17 protein-coding genes are annotated in these 17,804 nt (G+C 67.2%); 8 read left to right on the top strand and 9 right to left on the bottom strand.

Translation table 11 applies throughout. The features are described 5' to 3' along the window. Positions 1 to 108 precede the first annotated feature (108 nt). Entirely contained in the window at positions 109 to 675 is a 567-nt protein-coding gene (locus NS4_RS18340; RefSeq protein ID WP_063060848.1) for a TetR/AcrR family transcriptional regulator, read from the bottom strand. A 97-nt stretch (positions 676 to 772) separates the two neighbouring features. Here NS4_RS18340 and NS4_RS18335 point away from each other — a divergent pair, with 97 nt between their 5' ends. Then, positions 773 to 1,681, top strand: a complete 909-nt coding sequence (locus NS4_RS18335) for an oxidoreductase (RefSeq protein ID WP_063060744.1) — start codon at positions 773 to 775, stop codon at positions 1,679 to 1,681. A 226-nt stretch (positions 1,682 to 1,907) separates the two neighbouring features. Here NS4_RS18335 and NS4_RS18330 read toward each other — a convergent pair whose 3' ends face one another. The 3 genes from NS4_RS18330 to NS4_RS18320 all read right to left on the bottom strand — a co-directional run bounded on the left by NS4_RS18330 (position 1,908) and on the right by NS4_RS18320 (position 4,513). Continuing rightward, positions 1,908 to 2,528: a TetR/AcrR family transcriptional regulator gene (locus NS4_RS18330; RefSeq protein WP_051715520.1), complete on the bottom strand. Its 621-nt coding sequence runs from the start codon at positions 2,526 to 2,528 to the stop codon at positions 1,908 to 1,910. A gap of 221 nt (positions 2,529 to 2,749) precedes the next feature. Beyond that, positions 2,750 to 3,481 (bottom strand): ABC transporter permease, encoded by a 732-nt coding sequence (locus NS4_RS18325; RefSeq protein ID WP_063060847.1) that lies wholly within the window; start codon positions 3,479 to 3,481, stop codon positions 2,750 to 2,752. Between the two features lie 69 nt (positions 3,482 to 3,550). Beyond that, complete coding sequence (locus tag NS4_RS18320; RefSeq protein WP_063060743.1) at positions 3,551 to 4,513, bottom strand: ATP-binding cassette domain-containing protein; 963 nt, start codon at positions 4,511 to 4,513, stop codon at positions 3,551 to 3,553. 194 nt (positions 4,514 to 4,707) lie between these two features. On the opposite strand from NS4_RS18320, the gene NS4_RS18315 reads away from it, so the two are divergent. Next, a complete protein-coding gene (locus NS4_RS18315) occupies positions 4,708 to 5,511 on the top strand; it encodes a TetR/AcrR family transcriptional regulator (protein WP_245665513.1) in 804 nt (267 codons plus the stop codon). Positions 5,512 to 5,541: 30 nt separating this feature from the next. Here NS4_RS18315 and bcp read toward each other — a convergent pair whose 3' ends face one another. Beyond that, positions 5,542 to 6,015, bottom strand: coding sequence for a thioredoxin-dependent thiol peroxidase (gene bcp, locus NS4_RS18310; RefSeq protein WP_063060845.1), 474 nt, complete (start codon positions 6,013 to 6,015; stop codon positions 5,542 to 5,544). Between the two features lie 263 nt (positions 6,016 to 6,278). On the opposite strand from bcp, the gene NS4_RS18305 reads away from it, so the two are divergent. Further along, positions 6,279 to 6,500: a DUF3618 domain-containing protein gene (locus NS4_RS18305; protein WP_030525531.1), complete on the top strand. Its 222-nt coding sequence runs from the start codon at positions 6,279 to 6,281 to the stop codon at positions 6,498 to 6,500. Positions 6,501 to 6,578: 78 nt separating this feature from the next. On the opposite strand, the gene NS4_RS18300 is transcribed toward NS4_RS18305, so the two are convergent. Next, positions 6,579 to 6,884: an excalibur calcium-binding domain-containing protein gene (locus tag NS4_RS18300; protein ID WP_039823171.1), complete on the bottom strand. Its 306-nt coding sequence runs from the start codon at positions 6,882 to 6,884 to the stop codon at positions 6,579 to 6,581. Between the two features lie 314 nt (positions 6,885 to 7,198). Between NS4_RS18300 and NS4_RS18295 the strand changes: the two genes are divergently transcribed. Continuing rightward, positions 7,199 to 9,319, top strand: a complete 2,121-nt coding sequence (locus NS4_RS18295; RefSeq protein WP_369690220.1) for an acyltransferase family protein — start codon at positions 7,199 to 7,201, stop codon at positions 9,317 to 9,319. Positions 9,320 to 9,424: 105 nt separating this feature from the next. Here NS4_RS18295 and NS4_RS18290 read toward each other — a convergent pair whose 3' ends face one another. Both NS4_RS18290 and NS4_RS18285 read right to left on the bottom strand, forming a co-directional pair. Then, positions 9,425 to 9,736: a hypothetical protein gene (locus tag NS4_RS18290; RefSeq protein WP_063060742.1), complete on the bottom strand. Its 312-nt coding sequence runs from the start codon at positions 9,734 to 9,736 to the stop codon at positions 9,425 to 9,427. A gap of 464 nt (positions 9,737 to 10,200) precedes the next feature. After that, complete coding sequence (locus NS4_RS18285; protein ID WP_063060843.1) at positions 10,201 to 10,839, bottom strand: transglycosylase SLT domain-containing protein; 639 nt, start codon at positions 10,837 to 10,839, stop codon at positions 10,201 to 10,203. 731 nt (positions 10,840 to 11,570) lie between these two features. Between NS4_RS18285 and NS4_RS18280 the strand changes: the two genes are divergently transcribed. The 4 genes from NS4_RS18280 (at position 11,571) to NS4_RS18265 (ending at position 16,350) form a co-directional block, all read left to right on the top strand. Beyond that, positions 11,571 to 13,610: an NADPH-dependent 2,4-dienoyl-CoA reductase gene (locus NS4_RS18280; RefSeq protein ID WP_063060741.1), complete on the top strand. Its 2,040-nt coding sequence runs from the start codon at positions 11,571 to 11,573 to the stop codon at positions 13,608 to 13,610. Between the two features lie 77 nt (positions 13,611 to 13,687). Beyond that, positions 13,688 to 14,521, top strand: coding sequence for an ABC transporter permease (locus NS4_RS18275; RefSeq protein ID WP_084487481.1), 834 nt, complete (start codon positions 13,688 to 13,690; stop codon positions 14,519 to 14,521). Further along, positions 14,514 to 15,362, top strand: a complete 849-nt coding sequence (locus tag NS4_RS18270) for an ABC transporter permease (protein ID WP_245665511.1) — start codon at positions 14,514 to 14,516, stop codon at positions 15,360 to 15,362. Before NS4_RS18275 ends, NS4_RS18270 begins: the two co-directional genes overlap by 8 nt. Position 15,363: 1 nt before the next feature. Further along, the gene (locus NS4_RS18265) at positions 15,364 to 16,350 is read left to right on the top strand and encodes an ABC transporter ATP-binding protein (RefSeq protein ID WP_063060740.1); all 987 of its coding nucleotides are present in this window, start codon (positions 15,364 to 15,366) and stop codon (positions 16,348 to 16,350) included. Between the two features lie 55 nt (positions 16,351 to 16,405). Here the strand turns inward: NS4_RS18265 and NS4_RS18260 are convergent, their stop codons facing one another. Continuing rightward, complete coding sequence (locus NS4_RS18260; protein WP_063060739.1) at positions 16,406 to 17,611, bottom strand: L,D-transpeptidase; 1,206 nt, start codon at positions 17,609 to 17,611, stop codon at positions 16,406 to 16,408. Between the last annotated feature and the right edge of the window lie 193 nt (positions 17,612 to 17,804).

Below are 17,804 nucleotides of genomic sequence, written 5' to 3'. Positions count from 1 at the left end.
ACGGATACGCAACGACCCGGAGCGCGCAGCTCCGGGTCGTTCGCTGTGTCGACGGATGGATTACATCCGTCGGATCCGGTATCCGGTATGAGGGGTCCCGCGGTCGTGTCAGGCGTCGGCGGGTGAAATCAGGGTGCTGACCGCGTCCAGGACGAGGCTACGGCGTTGGGGTTCGGGTACCAGTCGCACGACGTCTTCAGCGGGTTGGGTCCACATGTTCGCGATTGTCAGCACCAGGGCCAGGATGTGCGCGGCAGGCTGCGCGGTGGTCACTGTCCCGCGTTGCTGAGCCTGTTCGATCGCCTCGACCTTCGCGCGCATCGACTCGGCGACCGACGCGCGCTGGGCGGACTCGCCGCGCAGCAAGTGGTACCACATCAGGAACCGCATCGTCTCGGGATGGGCCAGTCCGGCGTCGTACAGTTGCCCCGCGTACTCCGGCAGCCGATCCGCGTCCAGGGGCACGGTCGCCACCGTCATCTCCACGATCATGTCGAAGACGGCGTCGAACAGTTCGTCTTTGCCCTTGTAGAACGAATACACCAGTCCCGGACTGATTCCCGCGCGCCTGGCCAGCCGATCGATGCGTGCCCCGGCCAGGCCGAACTCGGCGAACTCCGCCAGCGCGGCATCGAACAGCAGCTGCCGTTTCGCTTCGGGGTTTCTGGTGCGCACACCCGCCACCGTAGTTATTGAACGTTCATTTGACAAAGGGGTCGGGAGGGCGCAAGCTGCTAATGAACATTCATTCAATAATGGAGGCAGGATCTGCATGGTGCATTGGACACCTGACGACATCCCCGACCAGACCGGTCGCACCGCCCTGATCACCGGTGGTAGCGGTGGTATCGGCCTGGAGACGGCCCGGGTCCTGGCCGCCCACGGTGCGCGGGTCATCCTCGCCGGTCGCGACCAGGCCGTGCTCGACGAGGCGGTCGACGCTGTGCGCGCCGCGGCGCCGCAGGCCGAGACGGACACCCTGGTCCTGGATCTGTCCGAACTCGCCTCGGTGCGCAGCGCGGCCCGGCGGATCGCCGAAACCGAGACCATCGATCTGCTGTTCAACAACGCCGGTGTGATGAACCTGCCCACCCGCCGGACCACCCGCGATGGGTTGGAGATGACCGTGGGTACCAACCACCTCGGCCACTTCGCCTTCGACGCCCAGGTCTGGCCCGCCGTACGCCGCTCGCCCGCGGCTCGCGTCGTCACCGTCAGCGCGATCGCCGCGCGCTGGCCCATCGGCAAGATCGATGATCTGATGAGCGAGAAGAGCTACCGTGGCATGGCCGCGTACGCGAAGTCCAAACGCGCCAACATCGTCTACACCCTCGAACTCGCCCGTCGCACCGCCGGTACTCCCGTCGAGGCCTTGGTCATCCACCCCGGTTCGGCGATGACCGGCCTCCAGCGATACGGCACAGGCCCGTTGACGCGCCTGTTGACCCCGCTCGCAGCGCGCTTGTTCATGGGCTCCGCCGCCGGCGCCGCCTGGCCCTCGCTCTACGCCGCCACCAGCCCCGACGTCACCAGCGGTGAGTTCATCGGTCCGGCCGGACGCGACCAGACCTCCGGCACCCCCGGACTCGCGAAACTTCCGAAAGGCGCGGACGATACCGGGCTGGGCGCGCGACTGTGGGCCGACAGCGAAAGACTCACCGAAGTCGTCTTCGAGCCCTGACCTCGCAGGAAGTCACTCGACGAGCACGAGCGCCGAAACCGTCGGGTCGGTCCCCTCGTGCCGTCCGGTGTCCTGGCCGAAGAAGTGGCCAGGGCACCCTTGGGCGGCGAAAAGCGCGGGCGCCCGTAGTGTTTCTCCCGCCGCTACCGCGATGAGGCCCGCGCCATGCTCTGCCACGGGAAATGAGCCGGCCGCTGTGTTCGGGCGGAGCGGTCGCCGCGGCGGTTCAGCGCTGGCTGGCGGTGCGGGATTCCTTCTCCGCGACCAGGAGATAGGCGACCATGAGTCGTTTGAGCTCGGCAACGGCGTCGGCGTGGCTCTGCTCGTCCTGCACCGAGAAGTTCATCATCGAATAGACCACATGCACCAGCACCTCGGCCATCATGGTGCGCCGGGCCCGCGGCGTGCGCGGGGTGAGCGGGCGCAGCATCTGCGAGACGACCTCGGCGAATTCCTTCTCGTGGATGGCGCCGGTCGCCCGGGTGGAGGGCGTGGACTGCATGGCCAGCCACACTTCGCGCCGGGACGGGTCGGTCATCCACAGGTTGGCCAGATGGTCGACGAACTGGTTCATATGCCGCAGCCAGTCCAGCGACGGGATCTCGCCGTGGAAATCGGCCAGCTCCTGCGATACCGCCACCAGATCCTGCCGGTTCAGCTCGCAGACGATCACATATTTGTTGGCGAAGAATTGATAGAGCGTGCCGATGGGGACTTCGGCTCGGGCCGCGACTTCTTCGCAGGTGAACGATTCGAAACCGACTTCCACCAGCAGTTCGCGTGATGCCTGGAGCAGTGCGTCGAATTTCCGCTTGCTGCGTTCCTGGGTCGGACGCCGGCGTGGCATAAGCTCTTGCGGGTCGTCCTGGAGCTCCAGCGCAGGGTCCGGACGCCGTTTGGCCCTGGCCTCCGTCCGTACGTTCACCTGTCCCAGGCTAGCGGTAGCGGGAACGCCGTGGTGCGGAGTATGGAACTGTGACGGTGAGTCTGTCATGTCTCACACTCGCAACTCTGCCGATCCGGGCGGCGCAACACGTGTTCCGGCCGCCCGGATCGGCGGGAATCGGCTCAGCTCCGGGTGCGCCTGCGGTACAGGACCAGGGCCGCGAGATAGGCCACCGCCGCGATCGCGCCCCACCAGACGAGCGCCGGTACCGCGCTGTTGCCGATGGGGGTGCCGACGAGGAGCCCGCGCAGTGTTTCGATGACCGGTGTTACAGGCTGGTGCTCGGCGAACCCGCGCAACCAGCTCGGCATGGTCTCCGGCGGCACGAACGCGCTGCTGATGTAGGGAATGAACATCGCGAAGATGGTGAATCCGTTGGCGGCCTCCGGGCTACCGGCGATCAATCCGAAGCAGGCCGACATCCAGGACAGTGCCAGCACCACCAGGGCGAGCATTCCGGCCGCGGCGAGCCAGCGCAGTGGGTCGGTGGTGGGCCGGAAACCGATGGCGAGTGCGACGCCGACGACCACCGTGGTGGCGGCCATATTGCGCAGCAGGCTTTCGGTGATGTGCCCGGTGAGGAACGCCGACCGGCTGATCGCCATGGTGGAGAACCGGTCCACGATGCCCTCGGTGATATCGACCGAGACACCGACCGCGGTGGTGGAAGCGCCGAAACTGGCGCAGAGCAGGATGATTCCGGGGACTACGTAGTCGACGAAGGTGCTGTTGCCGACGTTCATGGCGCCACCGAAGACGTAGACGAACATCAGCAGGATCATGATCGGCAGTGCGAGTGTGCTGATCAGCGAGTCCGGGCTGCGCAGCGTATGGCGCATATTGCGAGCGGTCATGGTGGCCGCGTCCTGCACGGAGTGGGCGAGAGTGGTCACGAGTGCGGCTTTCTGTGCGGTACGGGAAGGTCAGGAGGCGGCCGGAAGCGGTGCGGTGGGCCGGCTGGTGAGGGCGAAGAACACATCGTCGAGGTCGGGCGTGTGCACACCGAGTTCTTCGACGGTGAGATCGAGTTCGGTGAACCGGTCGAGCAGGTGTTTGAGATGGGCGACCGAGCCGTCCGAGGGAATCTGCAGGGTCAGTTCGGCGGGGTCGATTTCGGGGTAGCCGATGGCCCGGGCGGCGGCCGTCAGGTCCGTGAGATCGGCGAAACGGAAAAGGATATGGCCGCCGGGGGTGAGCCGTTTGAGTTCGTCCGGGGTGCCGTCCGCGACGATGCGGCCGTCGTGGAGGACCGCGATCCGGTCGGCGAGCCGGTCGGCCTCTTCGAGGTACTGCGTGGTGAGGAAAACGGTGACGCCGTCATCGACCAGCTCCCGGATCACCGCCCACAGCTCGCGGCGGCTGCGGGGGTCGAGGCCGGTGGTGGGCTCGTCCAGGAAGACCACCTCCGGGTGCCCCATCAGGCTCATGGCCAGGTCGAGGCGCCTGCCCATACCGCCGGAATAGGTGTTGGCGGGACGGTTCGCGGCGTCGGTGAGGTCGAAGCGCTCGAGCAGCTCGGCGGTGCGCTGCCGGGTGGCGGATCTGCCCAGATGCAGTAGCTGCCCGACCATGTGCAGGTTTTCGGCACCGGTGAGCACTTTGTCGAGCGCGGCGTACTGGCCGGTGACTCCGATGGCCGCGCGGACGCGGTCGGGTTCGCGGACCACGTCGTGGCCGGCCACGCGGATCGTTCCGGTATCCGGGGCGGTCAGGGTGGCGAGGATGCGGACCATCGTGGTTTTCCCGGCACCGTTGGGGCCGAGCAGGGAGAACACCGATCCGGGGGCGATATCGAGGTCGATCCCGGCGAGGACGTGATGGTCGCCGAAGGTTTTGGTGACGCCGGCGAGGGAGATGGCGGGTGGGGCGATCATGGTGAACTCCATTCCAAAACTGTATGCCAGCTAAACTGTATATGTTATAAATTCTGTTTAAAGCGTACACAGTTCGGGGCGGAGCGCAAGACGCGTGCTCCGGGTGATGTAGTAGGTGCGCGAACACAACGCCACCGGCCGGTCCGGTCGGCGGCGGCGCGCGGGTGACGGTGCCCGCTGCCGCGGACCGCAGCGAAAGGAAGTCGATGGCGAGAGCCGGCGCAGGCGAGGGCGGGCCGCACCCGGAATCGGATGCATCACGTAAGAAGAACACCCGTCCGTGGGCCGCGGGCCCCGACAGCCCGCCGCTGTCCAAGGCCGTCGAACTGATGTGGGGGCTGGCACCGGTCGGCACGCGGGGGCCCCGGCGTGGACTGAGCCTGGAACAGATCGTCGACACCGCCATCGAACTCGCCGACGAAGAAGGGCTCGAAGCCCTTTCGATGAACAAGGTCGCCGAGCGGCTCGGCTTCACCGCGATGTCGCTGTACCGCTATGTGGACAGCAAGGCGACACTGCTCGAGGTGGCATTGGACCGGGTGCTCGGCAGGCCGCCGGAGATTCCCCCGGGAACCCCGTGGCGCGAGGCGCTGGAGCTGTGGGCGCGCGAGGAGTACCGGGTGATCAGCCGGCACACCGCCTGGCTGCACGTGCGGATGAGCGCGCCGCCGCTGGGGCCCAACAATATGGCCTGGCTGGAGACGGGCCTGGCCGCGCTGGGCGGGACCCGGATACCCGAGGCGCTGAAACTACAGCTGGTGATGAATCTGTCGCTGTACATCATCGGCCGGGCCCGGCTGGCCGAGGAGATCAAGGCGGAAGAAGAGGGGGCCGAAGGCGATTGGGGGATCATCGACCGGCTGGATCCCGGCCGGTTCCCCGCTCTCACCGCGGCCGTGCGGGCCCAGGCCTTCGAACAGGACGACCAGCAGTGGGCGACATTGTTCTTCGACACCGGGCTGGGACTCTTGCTCGACGGCTACGAGCGGCTGATCGCCTCCTACGAATGACCACCCGGGCCCGGGCCGGGTGGTCGCGGATCACACCGAGAGATCGCGGCGGAGTTTGGCGACATGTCCGGTCGCGCGCACGTTGTACTGCGCCACTTCGATTTTCTGCTCGGCGTCGACGAGGAAGGTCGAGCGGATGACGCCGGTCACCTTCTTGCCGTACATGGTCTTCTCGCCGAAGGCGCCCCATTCGGTGAGCACCGTGCGGTCGGGGTCGGACAGCAGCGGAAAGTTCAGCTTCTCGGCGTCCCGGAACTTGGCGAGCTTGGCCGGTTTGTCGGGGGAGATACCGATCACCTCGAGGCCGGCGGAGTTCAGTTCGGCGAGGTTGTCCCGGAAGTCGCAGGCCTGCTTCGTGCAGCCCGGGGTGCTCGCGGCCGGATAGAAGTACACCACGACCTTGCGGCCGCGGTAGTCGGCGAGCGATACCTCGTTGCCGTCGGCGTCGGGAAGGGTGAAATCGGGTGCCGGGTCGCCGGGGGAGAGTCGCTGGTTGTCGGTCACCTCGCTACCGTAATCGACCCGCCGGGTTCCGGCCGCGTACTCGTCGCGGCGATCCGGGGGTCCCGCCGCTCCGGCGATGTGCCGCCCGGCCGTGCCCACAGACCGGGCGCCGGGCGGATCGCGGGCGGGGATGAACAACCGGCGAGTGTGGTAGGCGCGGATACACTCGAGCCCGGGCCCCGGCCGATCCGCGGACGACAGCGGCCCAGGGGTGGAAATCGGCCGCCTACGAGCGCGGCAGACCAGTTACAGGAGGCGTGAAGGTGGCAAAGGATACCGAGCGGATCGAGCAGGAGATCGAGGCCGCGCGGGAGCGGTTGGCCAGCACTCTCGACGAGATCGCCGTGCGGGCCGATCCGCAGCGGATCGCGGAGGGGACCAAGCAGCTGGCGCTGGCGAAAGTGAACGAGCCGAAGGTGAAATACACCCTGATCGGTGTCGGCGCATTGGTGGCCGGTGCGCTGCTGTTCAAGATCCTGCGCTGATCCGGGTATCGGCCCGGAATACAGAACACCCGGTGACAGCAGCGCTGTCACCGGGTGTTCGTGCGCAGTACCCGCGGATCAGACGGTGGGGCAAGCGAACCCGTCGCCGTCCGGATCCAGGTGGGGGGCGAAACCGGGCTCACCGCGGAAGATCGGCGCCCGGCCCGCGGCGCGTGCTTCGTCACAGTTCTTGAAGGCACCGCCGGCCGAACCGGTCTGCGTCAGCTGGGCCGAACCGGTCGCGCCCAGCACGGCGTCGGCCGCGGAGGAACCGGTGCCTGCCAGGGAGGGCAGTCCGATCGGGCCGGCGGCGCTCGCGGCGGGAGCGGCCAGAAGAGTCAGCCCCGCGGCGGCGGCGCTGACATAGAGCTGGCGTACGTTCATGAATTCCTCTATGTCTGCTGGGGAGTGGATCTGCGTTCGACGAGAACGCGCGGCTTCCACTGTTGTGAGGGGCGGGTCGATTGTCAACTCGTATGGCCTGGATAAGACAGGGGAAATCGGCTTCCGGGTTGGGTACTCCCCGGATGCTGTGGCGTACCGCGCCGCAGTGGCGAAGTTCTCGCGCCGTACGGGGACGTTTCGCCGTGGACAACACATTGTGATAGGGATTCTGCTATGTCCGAGGCTCGTACTCCGCTGCTGTTACTCGACTCGCCCCGGGTCGGCCGGAGAAAGAGATAGGTCGGAGAAAGCAGTTGTTGCGCATCAAGGACAGTGACGTCACCGGTGGCCCCTCCGTGCCACCTCCCGCGGCCGCGGCCCGCCCGGCCGATTACCGGCTGGATCTGGACGGCCTGCGCGGCATCGCGATCGCCCTGGTCGTGGCGTTCCACGTGTGGTACGGCAAGGTCTCCGGCGGAGTCGATATCTTCCTGGTCCTCTCGGGCTTCTTCTATACCGGCATGCTGCTGCGCCAGGTGGAACGGACCGGTGCGGTGGGACTGCGGCAGACGGCGGTGCGCACCGCACGCCGGCTGTTACCCGCCCTGATGGTGGTGCTGGCCGTGGTGGCGGTCGTCACCGTGCTGTACCGGCCGTATTCGACCTGGGGCAATATGTCCGGTCAGGCCATCGCCACCGCCTTCTACTACCAGAACTGGTATCTGGCGCAGGCCTCCGAGAGCTATCTGGCCGCGGACCCGTCGGTCAGCCCGCTGCAGCACATGTGGTCGATGGCGGTCCAGGGCCAGTTCTATCTCGCCATCGCGGTGCTGCTGGCGGTCATCGGCTGGGTGTGCGTGCGGCTGGGCCGGGTCTCGGCGCTGCGTCCGACGATCGCGGTGCTGGCGCTGGTGCTGGGGACCGGCTCCTTCGTCTATGCCGCCGTATGGATGACCGTCTCCCAGGAATGGACCTATTACGACAGCGGCGCCCGCGCCTGGGAGTTGCTGACCGGTGCATTCCTGGCCGCGGTGCTGCCCTGGGCGCGGATCGCCGCGGGCCGGGTCGCGCGCGTCGCGCTGACGCTCGTCGCCGCCGCCGGACTCACGGCGGTCCTCGTCTGCGGGATGCTCTTCGACGGCGCCCGTCAGTTCCCGGGACCGGCGGCCCTGTTCCCGGTGGGCGCGGCGGTGGCGCTGATCGTCGCCGGAATCCGCACCGAGAGCGGCTGGCGGTCGGTCGTCTCGCGGTTGCTCGCCTCGCGCCCGATGGTCGAACTGGGTTCGATCGCCTATTCGCTGTACCTGTGGCACTGGCCGCTGCTCATCTACTACCTGGTACAGACCGGGAAACCCCATGCCGGTCTCGGCGGTGGACTGCTGGTCCTCGCGGTATCACTGGTGCTGGCGGTCCTGACCAACAAGTTCGTCGAGGAACCGCTGCGGTTGCGTTCCGGGCGGACCACGGTGGCCCCGGTCTGGCAGCGTCGTGTTCCGGCTGTGGCGGTGAGCCTGGTGGGCGCGCTCGTCCTCGGCTCCTGCATCTCATGGCAGGTCGTGATGGCCCGCACCCCCTCCCAGCCAGTGGAAGCGCTACCGGTGAACGAGTACCCGGGTGCGGAGGCGCTCTTCGCCGGGGCGGCGGTCCCGGTGGCCAAACTGCGTCCGTCCATCTTGGAGGCATCCAACGATCTACCGGCCCCCACCCGCGACGGCTGTATCTCCGACTGGTTCAACAAAGAGGTCGTGACCTGCACCTACGGTGACCCCAACGGGTCGCGCACCATCGCCATGGTGGGTAACTCCCATGCCGAGCACTGGATGCCCGCCATGGACGCGTTGGCCCAGGTACACGACATCAAGGTCGTCGTCTATCTGAAGATGGGATGTTCACTGAACATCCGGGACGACGCCCAGTACCGCGGCCTGGACATCTCCGATTGCCGCGACTGGTCCCGGCAGGTGATCGACCTGCTCGCGTCCGACCCGCCGGATTGGGTGTTCACCACCGCCACCGCGCCCATCTGGCCCAGCGGCGGGGATGTGGTCCCGGCCGAGTACCTGGATGTGTGGGCGGCGCTGGCCGAACGCGGCCTGAACGTACTCGCCATCCGCGATACCCCGTGGCTGCGCAGTCCGACCGGTGTCCGCTACAGCGCCGTGGACTGCTTGGCCGCCGGTGGTGACAGCGCGACGTGCGGTATGCAGCGTACGACGGCGCTGGCGCCGGTCAACCCCGCACTGGTGCATGCCGCGGCGTTCCCGAATATGCGGCTGCTGGATCTCACCGATTCGGTGTGCGGCCCCGAGATCTGCCGGGTGGTCGAGGGGAACGTGCTGGTCTACCACGACGAGCACCATCTCAGCGCGAGTTATGCCCGGACCCTGGCCCCCGAGCTGGAGCGGCAGATCGGGGCGGCCACCGGCTGGTGGTGAGACCCGGGCGCCGGTGTACTGCTCCCACTGGTTCTTCCGGCACGCGGCCCACGTGACCTGCACCGTCACGTGGGCCGCGGCGTGAGTGGGGAAGTGCGGCGACGGTCACCAGGGGGTGACCGGTGGCTTCACCCAGAGCAGCTTCTCGTCGGTATGGTGCCGGGTGGCCGCCGGATGGCCGGGGTGTCGCGCGGCCCACTCGGCCTTCTCGTCCAGCAGACGCGCCACCGAACGCCAGGTCTCCTCGGTGCCGGGTGGATTGACTTCCGCCGCCCGGGCGAGCTTGCGGCGCGCCGCGGCGGATATGCCGAGCAGTTCGGAACCCGAGATATCCCGATCCCACAGATAACCGGCCAGCTGCCGCGCCTTGGCGGCCCGACCGGCCTCCGCGGCCGGAGAATGCGCGTAATCGGCCATGAGCAAGTGTAGAAGGTCCTCGGAATCCGGTATCGAGAGAACTGTATTCGTCCACGCCGCCGACCCGGGGCCGGGGGCGTGAGACGAAAATGCGCGATGCCGCCCGAATCGGACGGCATCGCGCACCCACTTCGTTGTGGTTTCCCGCCGATTCGGCGGGCCGCCGCGACCGCGCGTCGTTGCGCGGCGCGGACGATCTGCGGGGGCAGCAGCCGTAGCGCGGGACAACGTTGTCCCGGGCCGGATGGCCGGACCCTCACCGTGGTCCCGTCATCCGGGGATCCGCCGCGGCCGGCGCACCGTTGCGCCATCCCGCTGATCATGAAATTCTCTCCGGGTCCGTACTGGACCCGGCCGCCCTCACCGCTTCTGCGAATGGTCACCAGTTGCTGTGGCGGCCCGGTTCCGGAGCGACGGCGGGGCGGAGACCGGGGTCACCAGGGCCCCGGGCTCGCGGCGCCGACTCAGTACGCGCTGTTGACGTTGTCCATGGAGCCGTACCGGTGGGCGGCGTAGTTGCAGGCCGCCGCGATATTGGAGACCGGGTTCCACACGTCGAACGGGGTGCCGGGCACGTGGTAGGCAGCGAAGGTGGGGTCGATCACCTGGAGCAGGCCCTTGGAGGGGATGCCCATGGCGGCGTTGGAGTCCCACAGGTTGATGGCGCTCGGGTCGCCCGAGGATTCCCGCAGGATGTTGCGCTTGATCCCCTCGAAGCTGCCGGGGATGCCGTTGGCGGCCATGATGTCCATGGCTTCCTGGATCCAGCCGTCCAGGTTGTTGGGGTAGACCGGGGCGGGCGGCGGCACGGGCGCCGCTTGGGGGGCGGGCACCGGCACCGGAGCGGCCAGCGCTTCGGGGGCGGGCGCCGGAGCGGGGATGATCTCGACATCGGCGGCGGGCGCGGCGATGGCGGTCGCTTCGGTGGTCGCGGGGGCGGGCGCCTGCTCGGCGACCATGGCAACCCGGCCGGCGGAGCTGTCGTCGGCCATGGAAACCGCGGAGGAGGCGGTGACGGCGACGATACCGGCCGTGGCGAGGGCGAAGCCGAATACTTCACGCTTGGTACGACGGCGCAGGCTGGTGAAACTGTGGGAAGGCATGATCGGATTCGGTTCCTTGTTCGGTCTCGGGATCCGGCCCGGTTCGGGCAGCACGGATCTTCGGTGCGGGCCGGTGGCCCGCGACCGGAAAACATGACTGTGCTGTTGTCGGGTTCTTTTGTGTGACACCGAACGCAGGCTGGTCCGGGTCCGGATGACGCATATCGCGGTTACCGGGTGGTTTCCCGGTCCGCCGCGCCCGCAGGAACTCCACACTGTGGTGAAGTCGAGTGGACTCGAGTTCGACTATCGCGATACCTTTTGTGGTTGTCGCGCCGGCGAGTTTTCGCGGTTGTTTCCAACCCTGTGTCCACAACCCTGCGGACTAGCCGAACTTCAGGTCGTTTACGACCGGATCTCAGAATGGTCACAGTAGGTGAACAACAGGTGAACGGGGCCTGAGAAAATCTTAAGTGCGATCTTGAAGCAAGAAATGAACGCGCTATATCATCCCGATGACCTGGTGGAATGGTTCTAAACCTCTTGTGGTGCACGCCACAAAATTTCTGGGAGATAACAGTGGATCCGTGCTCGTGATGGTTCTGTGATGGGAAAAACGGGGTGGTCGAGCGGGTGCCACCGGGACGGTCCGGTCCCGTCTCGACCGGCTTTCCCTCAGCGGTGTGCTCCAGAGGTGGAACGGTGTCGCGACGAAATGGTGAGATGAGGGCCTGCAGGTCCGGCGGCCGGGTCGCCGCCGGACCGGACCGATATCGGAAAGAGGGCCCGCGATGTACTCGACGCCGAGTTATCCGCAGCTGTTCACCCCGCTCGAAGTCGGGCACACCACACTGCGCAACAGGGTGGTCATGGGATCCATGCACACCGGCCTGGAGGATCGGGCCTGGGACACGAACCGGCTGGCCGCCTATTTCGCCGAACGCGCCCGCGGGGGTGTCGGCCTGATCATCACCGGTGGCTATGCCCCCAATCGCACCGGATGGTTGCTGCCGTTCGGCGCGAAACTGACCAACCGCGTCGAGGCCTACCGTCATCGGACGATCACGCGCGCGGTGCACGAGGCCGGAGGCAAGATCGCGCTGCAGATCCTGCACGCCGGGCGCTACGCCTACCTCCCAGGCAGTGTGTCCGCCTCCTCGATCAAGGCACCGATCAACCCGTTCCGCCCCCGCGCTCTCTCCGACCGTGGAATTCGGCGGACCATCGACGATTACGCCCGGTGTGCCGAGCTGGCCCGTTTCGCGGGATACGACGGGGTCGAAATCATGGGCGGGGAGGGTTATTTCATCAATCAATTCCTCGCCCCGCGTACGAATAAACGAAATGATCGCTGGGGAGGTTCTGCCGAGAATCGTCGGCGGCTCGCGGTGGAGATCGTCCGGCGCATCCGGGCCGCGGTAGGTGCCGATTTCCTGATCGTATTCCGTTTGTCGATGGCGGAATTGGTGGAGAACGGCCAGACTCTCGAAGAGATCTGCTCACTCGCCCGGGAATTGGAGAGCGCGGGCGCCGATATCCTGAACACGGATATCGGCTGGCACGAGGCGCGCGTGCCCACGATCGTGACCTCGGTGCCACGCGCGGCCTTCGTCGAATTCACCGCCAAGATCACCGCGGCGGTGGGGATCCCGGTATGCGCGTCGAACCGTATCAATATGCCCGAGATCGCCGAGGAGATCCTGACCCGCGGCGACGCCCAGCTCGTCTCCCTCGCCAGACCGCTGCTGGCCGACCCGGAGTGGGCCGACAAGGCCGCGACCGGTCGTACCGACGAGATCAATACCTGTATCGCCTGCAACCAGGCATGCCTCGATCACGCCTTCCAGCACCGTACGGTGTCGTGCCTGCTGAACCCGCGGGCCGGCCGGGAAACCGAGCTCACCCTGCTGCCCACCCGGCGCGCGAAGACCATCGCCGTGGTCGGGGCCGGTCCGGCCGGGCTCGCGGCGGCGGTGAACCTGGCCGAGCGCGGCCACCGGGTGGACCTGTTCGAGGCGCTCGACCGGATCGGCGGTCAGTTCGATATCGCGCGCCGGATTCCGGGCAAAGAGGAGTTCGACGAGTCCATCCGCTATTTCACCCGCAAACTGGATCTCACCGGTGTGCAGGTGCATCTGAACACCCGGGTCACCGCGGCCGAACTGATCGACCGGCGCTACGACGAGGTCGTACTGGCCACCGGGGTCCGGCCGCGTATCCCCGATATCCCGGGTATCGACCATCCGATGGTGCTCTCGTACGCGGAACTGGTGCGGGACGGCAGACCGGTGGGCGAGCGGGTCGCGGTGATCGGTGCGGGCGGGATCGGTTTCGACGTGAGCGAATACCTCGTCGTGGACGGACATCCCACGCTGAAACCGGACGAGTGGCGCGCGGAGTGGGGCGTCGATACCGACGACGAACAACTGCGCGGGCAATTACGCGCCGCGCGTCCGGCGCCCGCGGCCCGCGAGGTCGTGCTGTTGCAGCGCAAGGACACACCCTTTGGAAGAGGGCTCGGGAAAACGAGTGGCTGGGTACACCGGGCGGCGCTGAAGACCAGAGGGGTCGAGCAGATCGGCGGGGTGAACTACGAGCGGATCGACGACGAGGGGCTGCACATCAGCTTCGGCCCCAAGCGTGAGCGGCCCCGGGTGATATCGGTCGACAATGTGATCATCTGCGCCGGGCAGGAATCGGTGCGTGAACTCGAATCGGACCTCACCGCCGCGGGTGTGCCGACCCATTTGATCGGTGGTGCCGAACTGGCCGCCGAACTCGATGCGAAGCGGGCCATCGAGCAGGGCACCCGGCTGGCCGCGCGATTGTAGGGGTCGCTCGATAATCGCTTCTCCGCCCCGGAGTGGCACGGTAGGCTGGCGGCTTTGTGTCCGCGCGAAGCAGGGGGGTGACCGTGCCGGCCACTGCGGTCGATCTCCGGGGCACGGCCGGCGTCTACCGGCGGCTCCTGGTCGCCGGGTTCCGTCGGCAGTGGCGCTACAAGCTGGCCATGTTCGGCGGGCTGTTCACCAACTGCGTGTTCGGATTCGTCCGCGCGTCGGTGATGATCGCTGCGATCGGTTCCACCGGGGGGTTCGGCGGATACGACGCCGGCAGTATCGGTGCCTACGTCTGGATCTCCCAGGGAATGCTCGGGGCGCTGCAATTCATGGGCGCGGAACTGGAGCTGGCCGAACGGGTTCGCAACGGTGATATCGCCATCGATTTCCTGCGGCCGGTCGATGTGCAACTGGGTAATCTGGCCGCCGATCTCGGCCGGGCGCTGTGCACGTTGATCCCCCGGGGGATACCGAGCGTGCTGGTCGGTGCGCTCACCTTCGGACTGGCGTTCCCGAGCACTCCCGAGTCCTATCCGCTCGGTCTCCTCAGCGTCGTTCTCGCCGCGGCCATCTCGTTCCTGTCCCTGTTCGTGCTCACCACCGTGGGTTTCTGGGTTGTGGAGACCCGGGGGTTGCGGACGCTCTATCAGGTCGGCGGGCCGTTCCTGGCAGGACTGTTCGTCCCGGTGCACGTCTTCCCGGATTGGCTGCGCGGTCTCGCCGAGTGCACGCCGTTCCCTTCGATGCTGCAGGTACCGGTGGATGTGCTGTCCGGCCGGGTCACGGGCTGGGAGGCGGCGCAGCTGGTGGGCACGCAGGTCTGCTGGCTGCTGGCCGTCCTGGCGGTGGGCCGGGTCCTACTGGCTGCGGGTCGGCGGAAGCTGGAGGTGCAAGGTGGTTGAGACCGCCGTGCATCCGCCGGCGAGCCGGCGTGTTCTCGCCGGTGACCGATTCGCGCCCTATGCCGCGGTACTGCGGTCCCGGATCCGGGCGCAGCGTACCTATCGGCTGTCCTTCGCCGGCGATCTGGTGGGAGCGACCCTGGTCGGGCTGGCCGAATTCGCCGAGGTGTGGGTGATCTTCCACCAGGCGAAGGTGCTGGGCGGCCTGGACCTGGACGCCGCGCTGCTGCTGTTCGGCCTGAGCAACTTGGCCTTCGCCCTGGCCCAGCTGGTATTCGGGCATCTGGACAAACTGCCGAATCTCATCCGCCTCGGCCAACTCGACGTCTACCATCTGCGCCCGCAGCCGGTACTGCTGCAATTGATCACCAGCGATTTCTCCCTGCGCCGTCTGGCCCGGGCCACGGTCGCGCTGGTGGTGCTGAGCGTCGGGCTGGTACGCAACGAGATCGATTGGTCGGCCGGATCGGTGGCACTGATCGCATTGACGGTGGTGAGCGGCACCATCCTGTTCGGGGGCTTGTTCGTGGTGGCCGCGGGCTGTCAGTTCTTCCTCATCGACGGGGCCGAGATGACCAACAGCTTCACCTACGGCGGATCCTTCGCGGCGACGCAACCCGCGTCGGTCTTTCCCACACCGTTGAAGGTGCTCTTCTGTGTCGCGATACCGGTGGCGTTCACCGCCTACCTCCCGACGCTGGCGCTACTGGAGCTACCCGGCCCCGCCGGCCTGCCGTCCTGGCTCGCCTGGTGGGCGCCGCTCGCGGCGGCGTGGGTGTGGATTCTGGCGTGGGCGATGTGGCGGGTCGGGACGAGGCACTATCAGAGCGGCGGTGGCTGAGATGGGATACGACGGTACAACGGGCAATACGATTATTGAGGTGGACCGGCTGACCAGATGTTTCACTCGCCGGACCGGGAAGGGGCTGCGCTCGCGGCGCGAGGTGGTCACCGCGGTCGACGCCATGACCTTCCGGATCGAGCGGGGCGCGGCGGTCGGCTATATCGGCGCCAACGGCGCCGGGAAGTCGACCACGATCAAAATGCTCACCGGCATCCTGGTGCCGACCTCCGGCTCCGTGCGCACGTGCGGCCTGGAACCCATTCGGCGGCGCCGGGAGTTGGCGAGCCGGATCGGCGTCGTATTCGGCCAGCGCTCCCAGCTGTGGTGGGACCTGCCGCTGCGGGAATCGTTCACCATCCTGGCCGCGATCCACAGGCTGGAACCGGCAGCCGGGCGGGCACGCACCGCGGAACTGGTCGAACAGCTGGAAATGGCCGATACGCTCGATACGCCGGTCCGGCAGTTGTCGCTGGGTCAGCGGATGCGCGCCGAGGTGGCCGCGGCGCTGCTGCACTGCCCGGAGTTGATCATCCTCGATGAGCCCACCATCGGGTTGGACGTGCTCTCCAAACAGCGCCTGCGCGAATTCCTGCGGGCCGAACGCGCCGAACGCGGTACCACCCTCGTGCTGACCACCCACGATATGGGCGATATCGAGCGACTCTGTGACCGGGTGCTGGTGGTGGATCACGGGCGACTGGCCTACGACGGATCGCTGCCCGGCCTCGGAGCGACGGTGGGAGCGCAGCGGGTGCTGGTCGTCGACCTCACCGCACCCGCGCCGGGCCTCGACGGTCTCACAGGGGCGGAACTGATCTCCGTGGAGGCCGAGGGTATGCGGCAGCGGCTGGCCTTCGATCCCGAGGCGACCACCGCCGCGCGGCTGCTGACCGAGGTGTCGGCGCGGGCCGAGGTGCGCGATCTGTCCATCGAGGAACCAGATATCGAGGACATCGTGCGCCGGCTCTACGAGACCGCCCGTTGAAAGCGAAGTGCCGGGCCCCAGCGGGGACCCGGCACCGGCACCATGGAGACGGGTGTCACATGTCGGCGTTGCCCGCTTTCCATTCCGACCACGGAATGTTCCAGTCGCCGAGCCCGTCCGTCCCGGGCAGGACCGGGCCGACGGTGTTCGTCACGATGGCGATATCACCGCGTTTGGCGTTGTTGTAGACCCACTGGGCGTCCTCGGGGCTGAGGTTGAGGCACCCGTGGCTGGTGTTGGTATTGCCTTGCGCGCCCAGCGACCACGGCGCCGAGTGGAAGAAGATCCCGCTGTAGGACATCCGGGTGGCCCAGTCGACGTCGGTGCGGTACCCGTCGGGCGAGTTCACCGCGACACCGTAGGTGGAGGAGTCCATGACGATGTGTTCGTGCCGGTCCGCCAGGATGTACACCCCGTTGTTGGTGGGTGTGTCGTCCTTCCCCATCGAGGTGGGCATGGTGCGGATGACCTGGCCGTTCTTCTCGACGGTGACCATCTTCGTATTGTCGTCGGCCTTGAAGACCACCGCGTCGCCGATAACGAAGTGCGAGTTGATGTCGTCCTGGCCGTAGAGTCCGTTGCCCAGGTCCTTGCCGTAGACGTTCACATCGATCGTCACCTTGGTGCCCGGCGTCCAGAAATGCTCGGGCCGCCACCGGACCTCGCGATTGTTCACCCAGTAGAAGGCACCCTCCACCGGCGGATCGGTCTTGATGGTGATGGCGTCCTGCGCAGCCTTGCGGTCGGGAATGTTCTCGTCGAACTGGACCGCCACCGGCTGGCCGATGCCGACCACCTCGCCCTCGCCGGGCACCAGATACGGCTTGGTGACATTGCCGGGCGCGGTTGTGGTGAAACTCATACCGGCGGTCGACGCGCCGCCCAGGCCGTTGGCCCGGGCCTGCAGGCGATAGGTCTTGCTGTATCCGAGGGGTTCGGTGGTGGACCAGCTGCGGCCGTCGGGTGCGAGCTGCCCGGCCACCGGCTGATCGTCCGGGTTGAGCAGCGCCACCTCGGTGAACAGCCCGTCGGTGATCTCGAACTTCATCCCCTCGGCCGGCGAGACGCCGATATCGCCGTCCTTGACCGGGGCCACGAGCTTGGGCTTGATGAGCTCGGTGAGCGGATTGCGGTCGATGGCGACGGTTCCGTCCGACGCCTCCGACTTCGAACAACCGGTCAGCGCCAGTACGACCAGCACGACGAGCACCAGCGGTCCGAACAGCCAGCGGACCGGCCCGCGCCGATCACCAATATGCATATCAACCCCGTTTCAAGTCTCGGCGCACCCGCTACGCGCCGACGGCTCCGGATCCGACCGATCACCTGCTCACCTCGACCCACGGCAGCGGGATCGGTCGAGACCACGTTCATCATTCTGCCAGCCGTACCGAGGTGATCCCAACCGCCACGATCACTTCCGGCGCCACCGGCAACCTACTCATAGGGTTCCG

The organism is Nocardia sienata NBRC 100364 (assembly GCF_001613205.1).
GTDB classification, from domain to species: domain Bacteria; phylum Actinomycetota; class Actinomycetes; order Mycobacteriales; family Mycobacteriaceae; genus Nocardia; species Nocardia sienata.
This window is presented reverse-complemented; position numbering and strand designations above follow the sequence as displayed.

Coding starts and splice junctions, on each gene's coding strand:
- NS4_RS18285 (WP_063060843.1), bottom strand. CDS start 10,839: ATGCCTTCCCACAGTTTCACCAGCCTGCGCCGTCGTACCAAGCGTGAA.
- NS4_RS18265 (WP_063060740.1), top strand. CDS start 15,364: ATGGGATACGACGGTACAACGGGCAATACGATTATTGAGGTGGACCGG.
- NS4_RS18330 (WP_051715520.1), bottom strand. CDS start 2,528: ATGCCACGCCGGCGTCCGACCCAGGAACGCAGCAAGCGGAAATTCGAC.
- NS4_RS18315 (WP_245665513.1), top strand. CDS start 4,708: ATGGCGAGAGCCGGCGCAGGCGAGGGCGGGCCGCACCCGGAATCGGAT.
- NS4_RS18300 (WP_039823171.1), bottom strand. CDS start 6,884: ATGAACGTACGCCAGCTCTATGTCAGCGCCGCCGCCGCGGGGCTGACT.
- NS4_RS18335 (WP_063060744.1), top strand. CDS start 773: ATGGTGCATTGGACACCTGACGACATCCCCGACCAGACCGGTCGCACC.
- NS4_RS18325 (WP_063060847.1), bottom strand. CDS start 3,481: ATGACCGCTCGCAATATGCGCCATACGCTGCGCAGCCCGGACTCGCTG.
- NS4_RS18280 (WP_063060741.1), top strand. CDS start 11,571: ATGTACTCGACGCCGAGTTATCCGCAGCTGTTCACCCCGCTCGAAGTC.
- NS4_RS18320 (WP_063060743.1), bottom strand. CDS start 4,513: ATGGAGTTCACCATGATCGCCCCACCCGCCATCTCCCTCGCCGGCGTC.
- NS4_RS18260 (WP_063060739.1), bottom strand. CDS start 17,611: ATGCATATTGGTGATCGGCGCGGGCCGGTCCGCTGGCTGTTCGGACCG.
- NS4_RS18290 (WP_063060742.1), bottom strand. CDS start 9,736: ATGGCCGATTACGCGCATTCTCCGGCCGCGGAGGCCGGTCGGGCCGCC.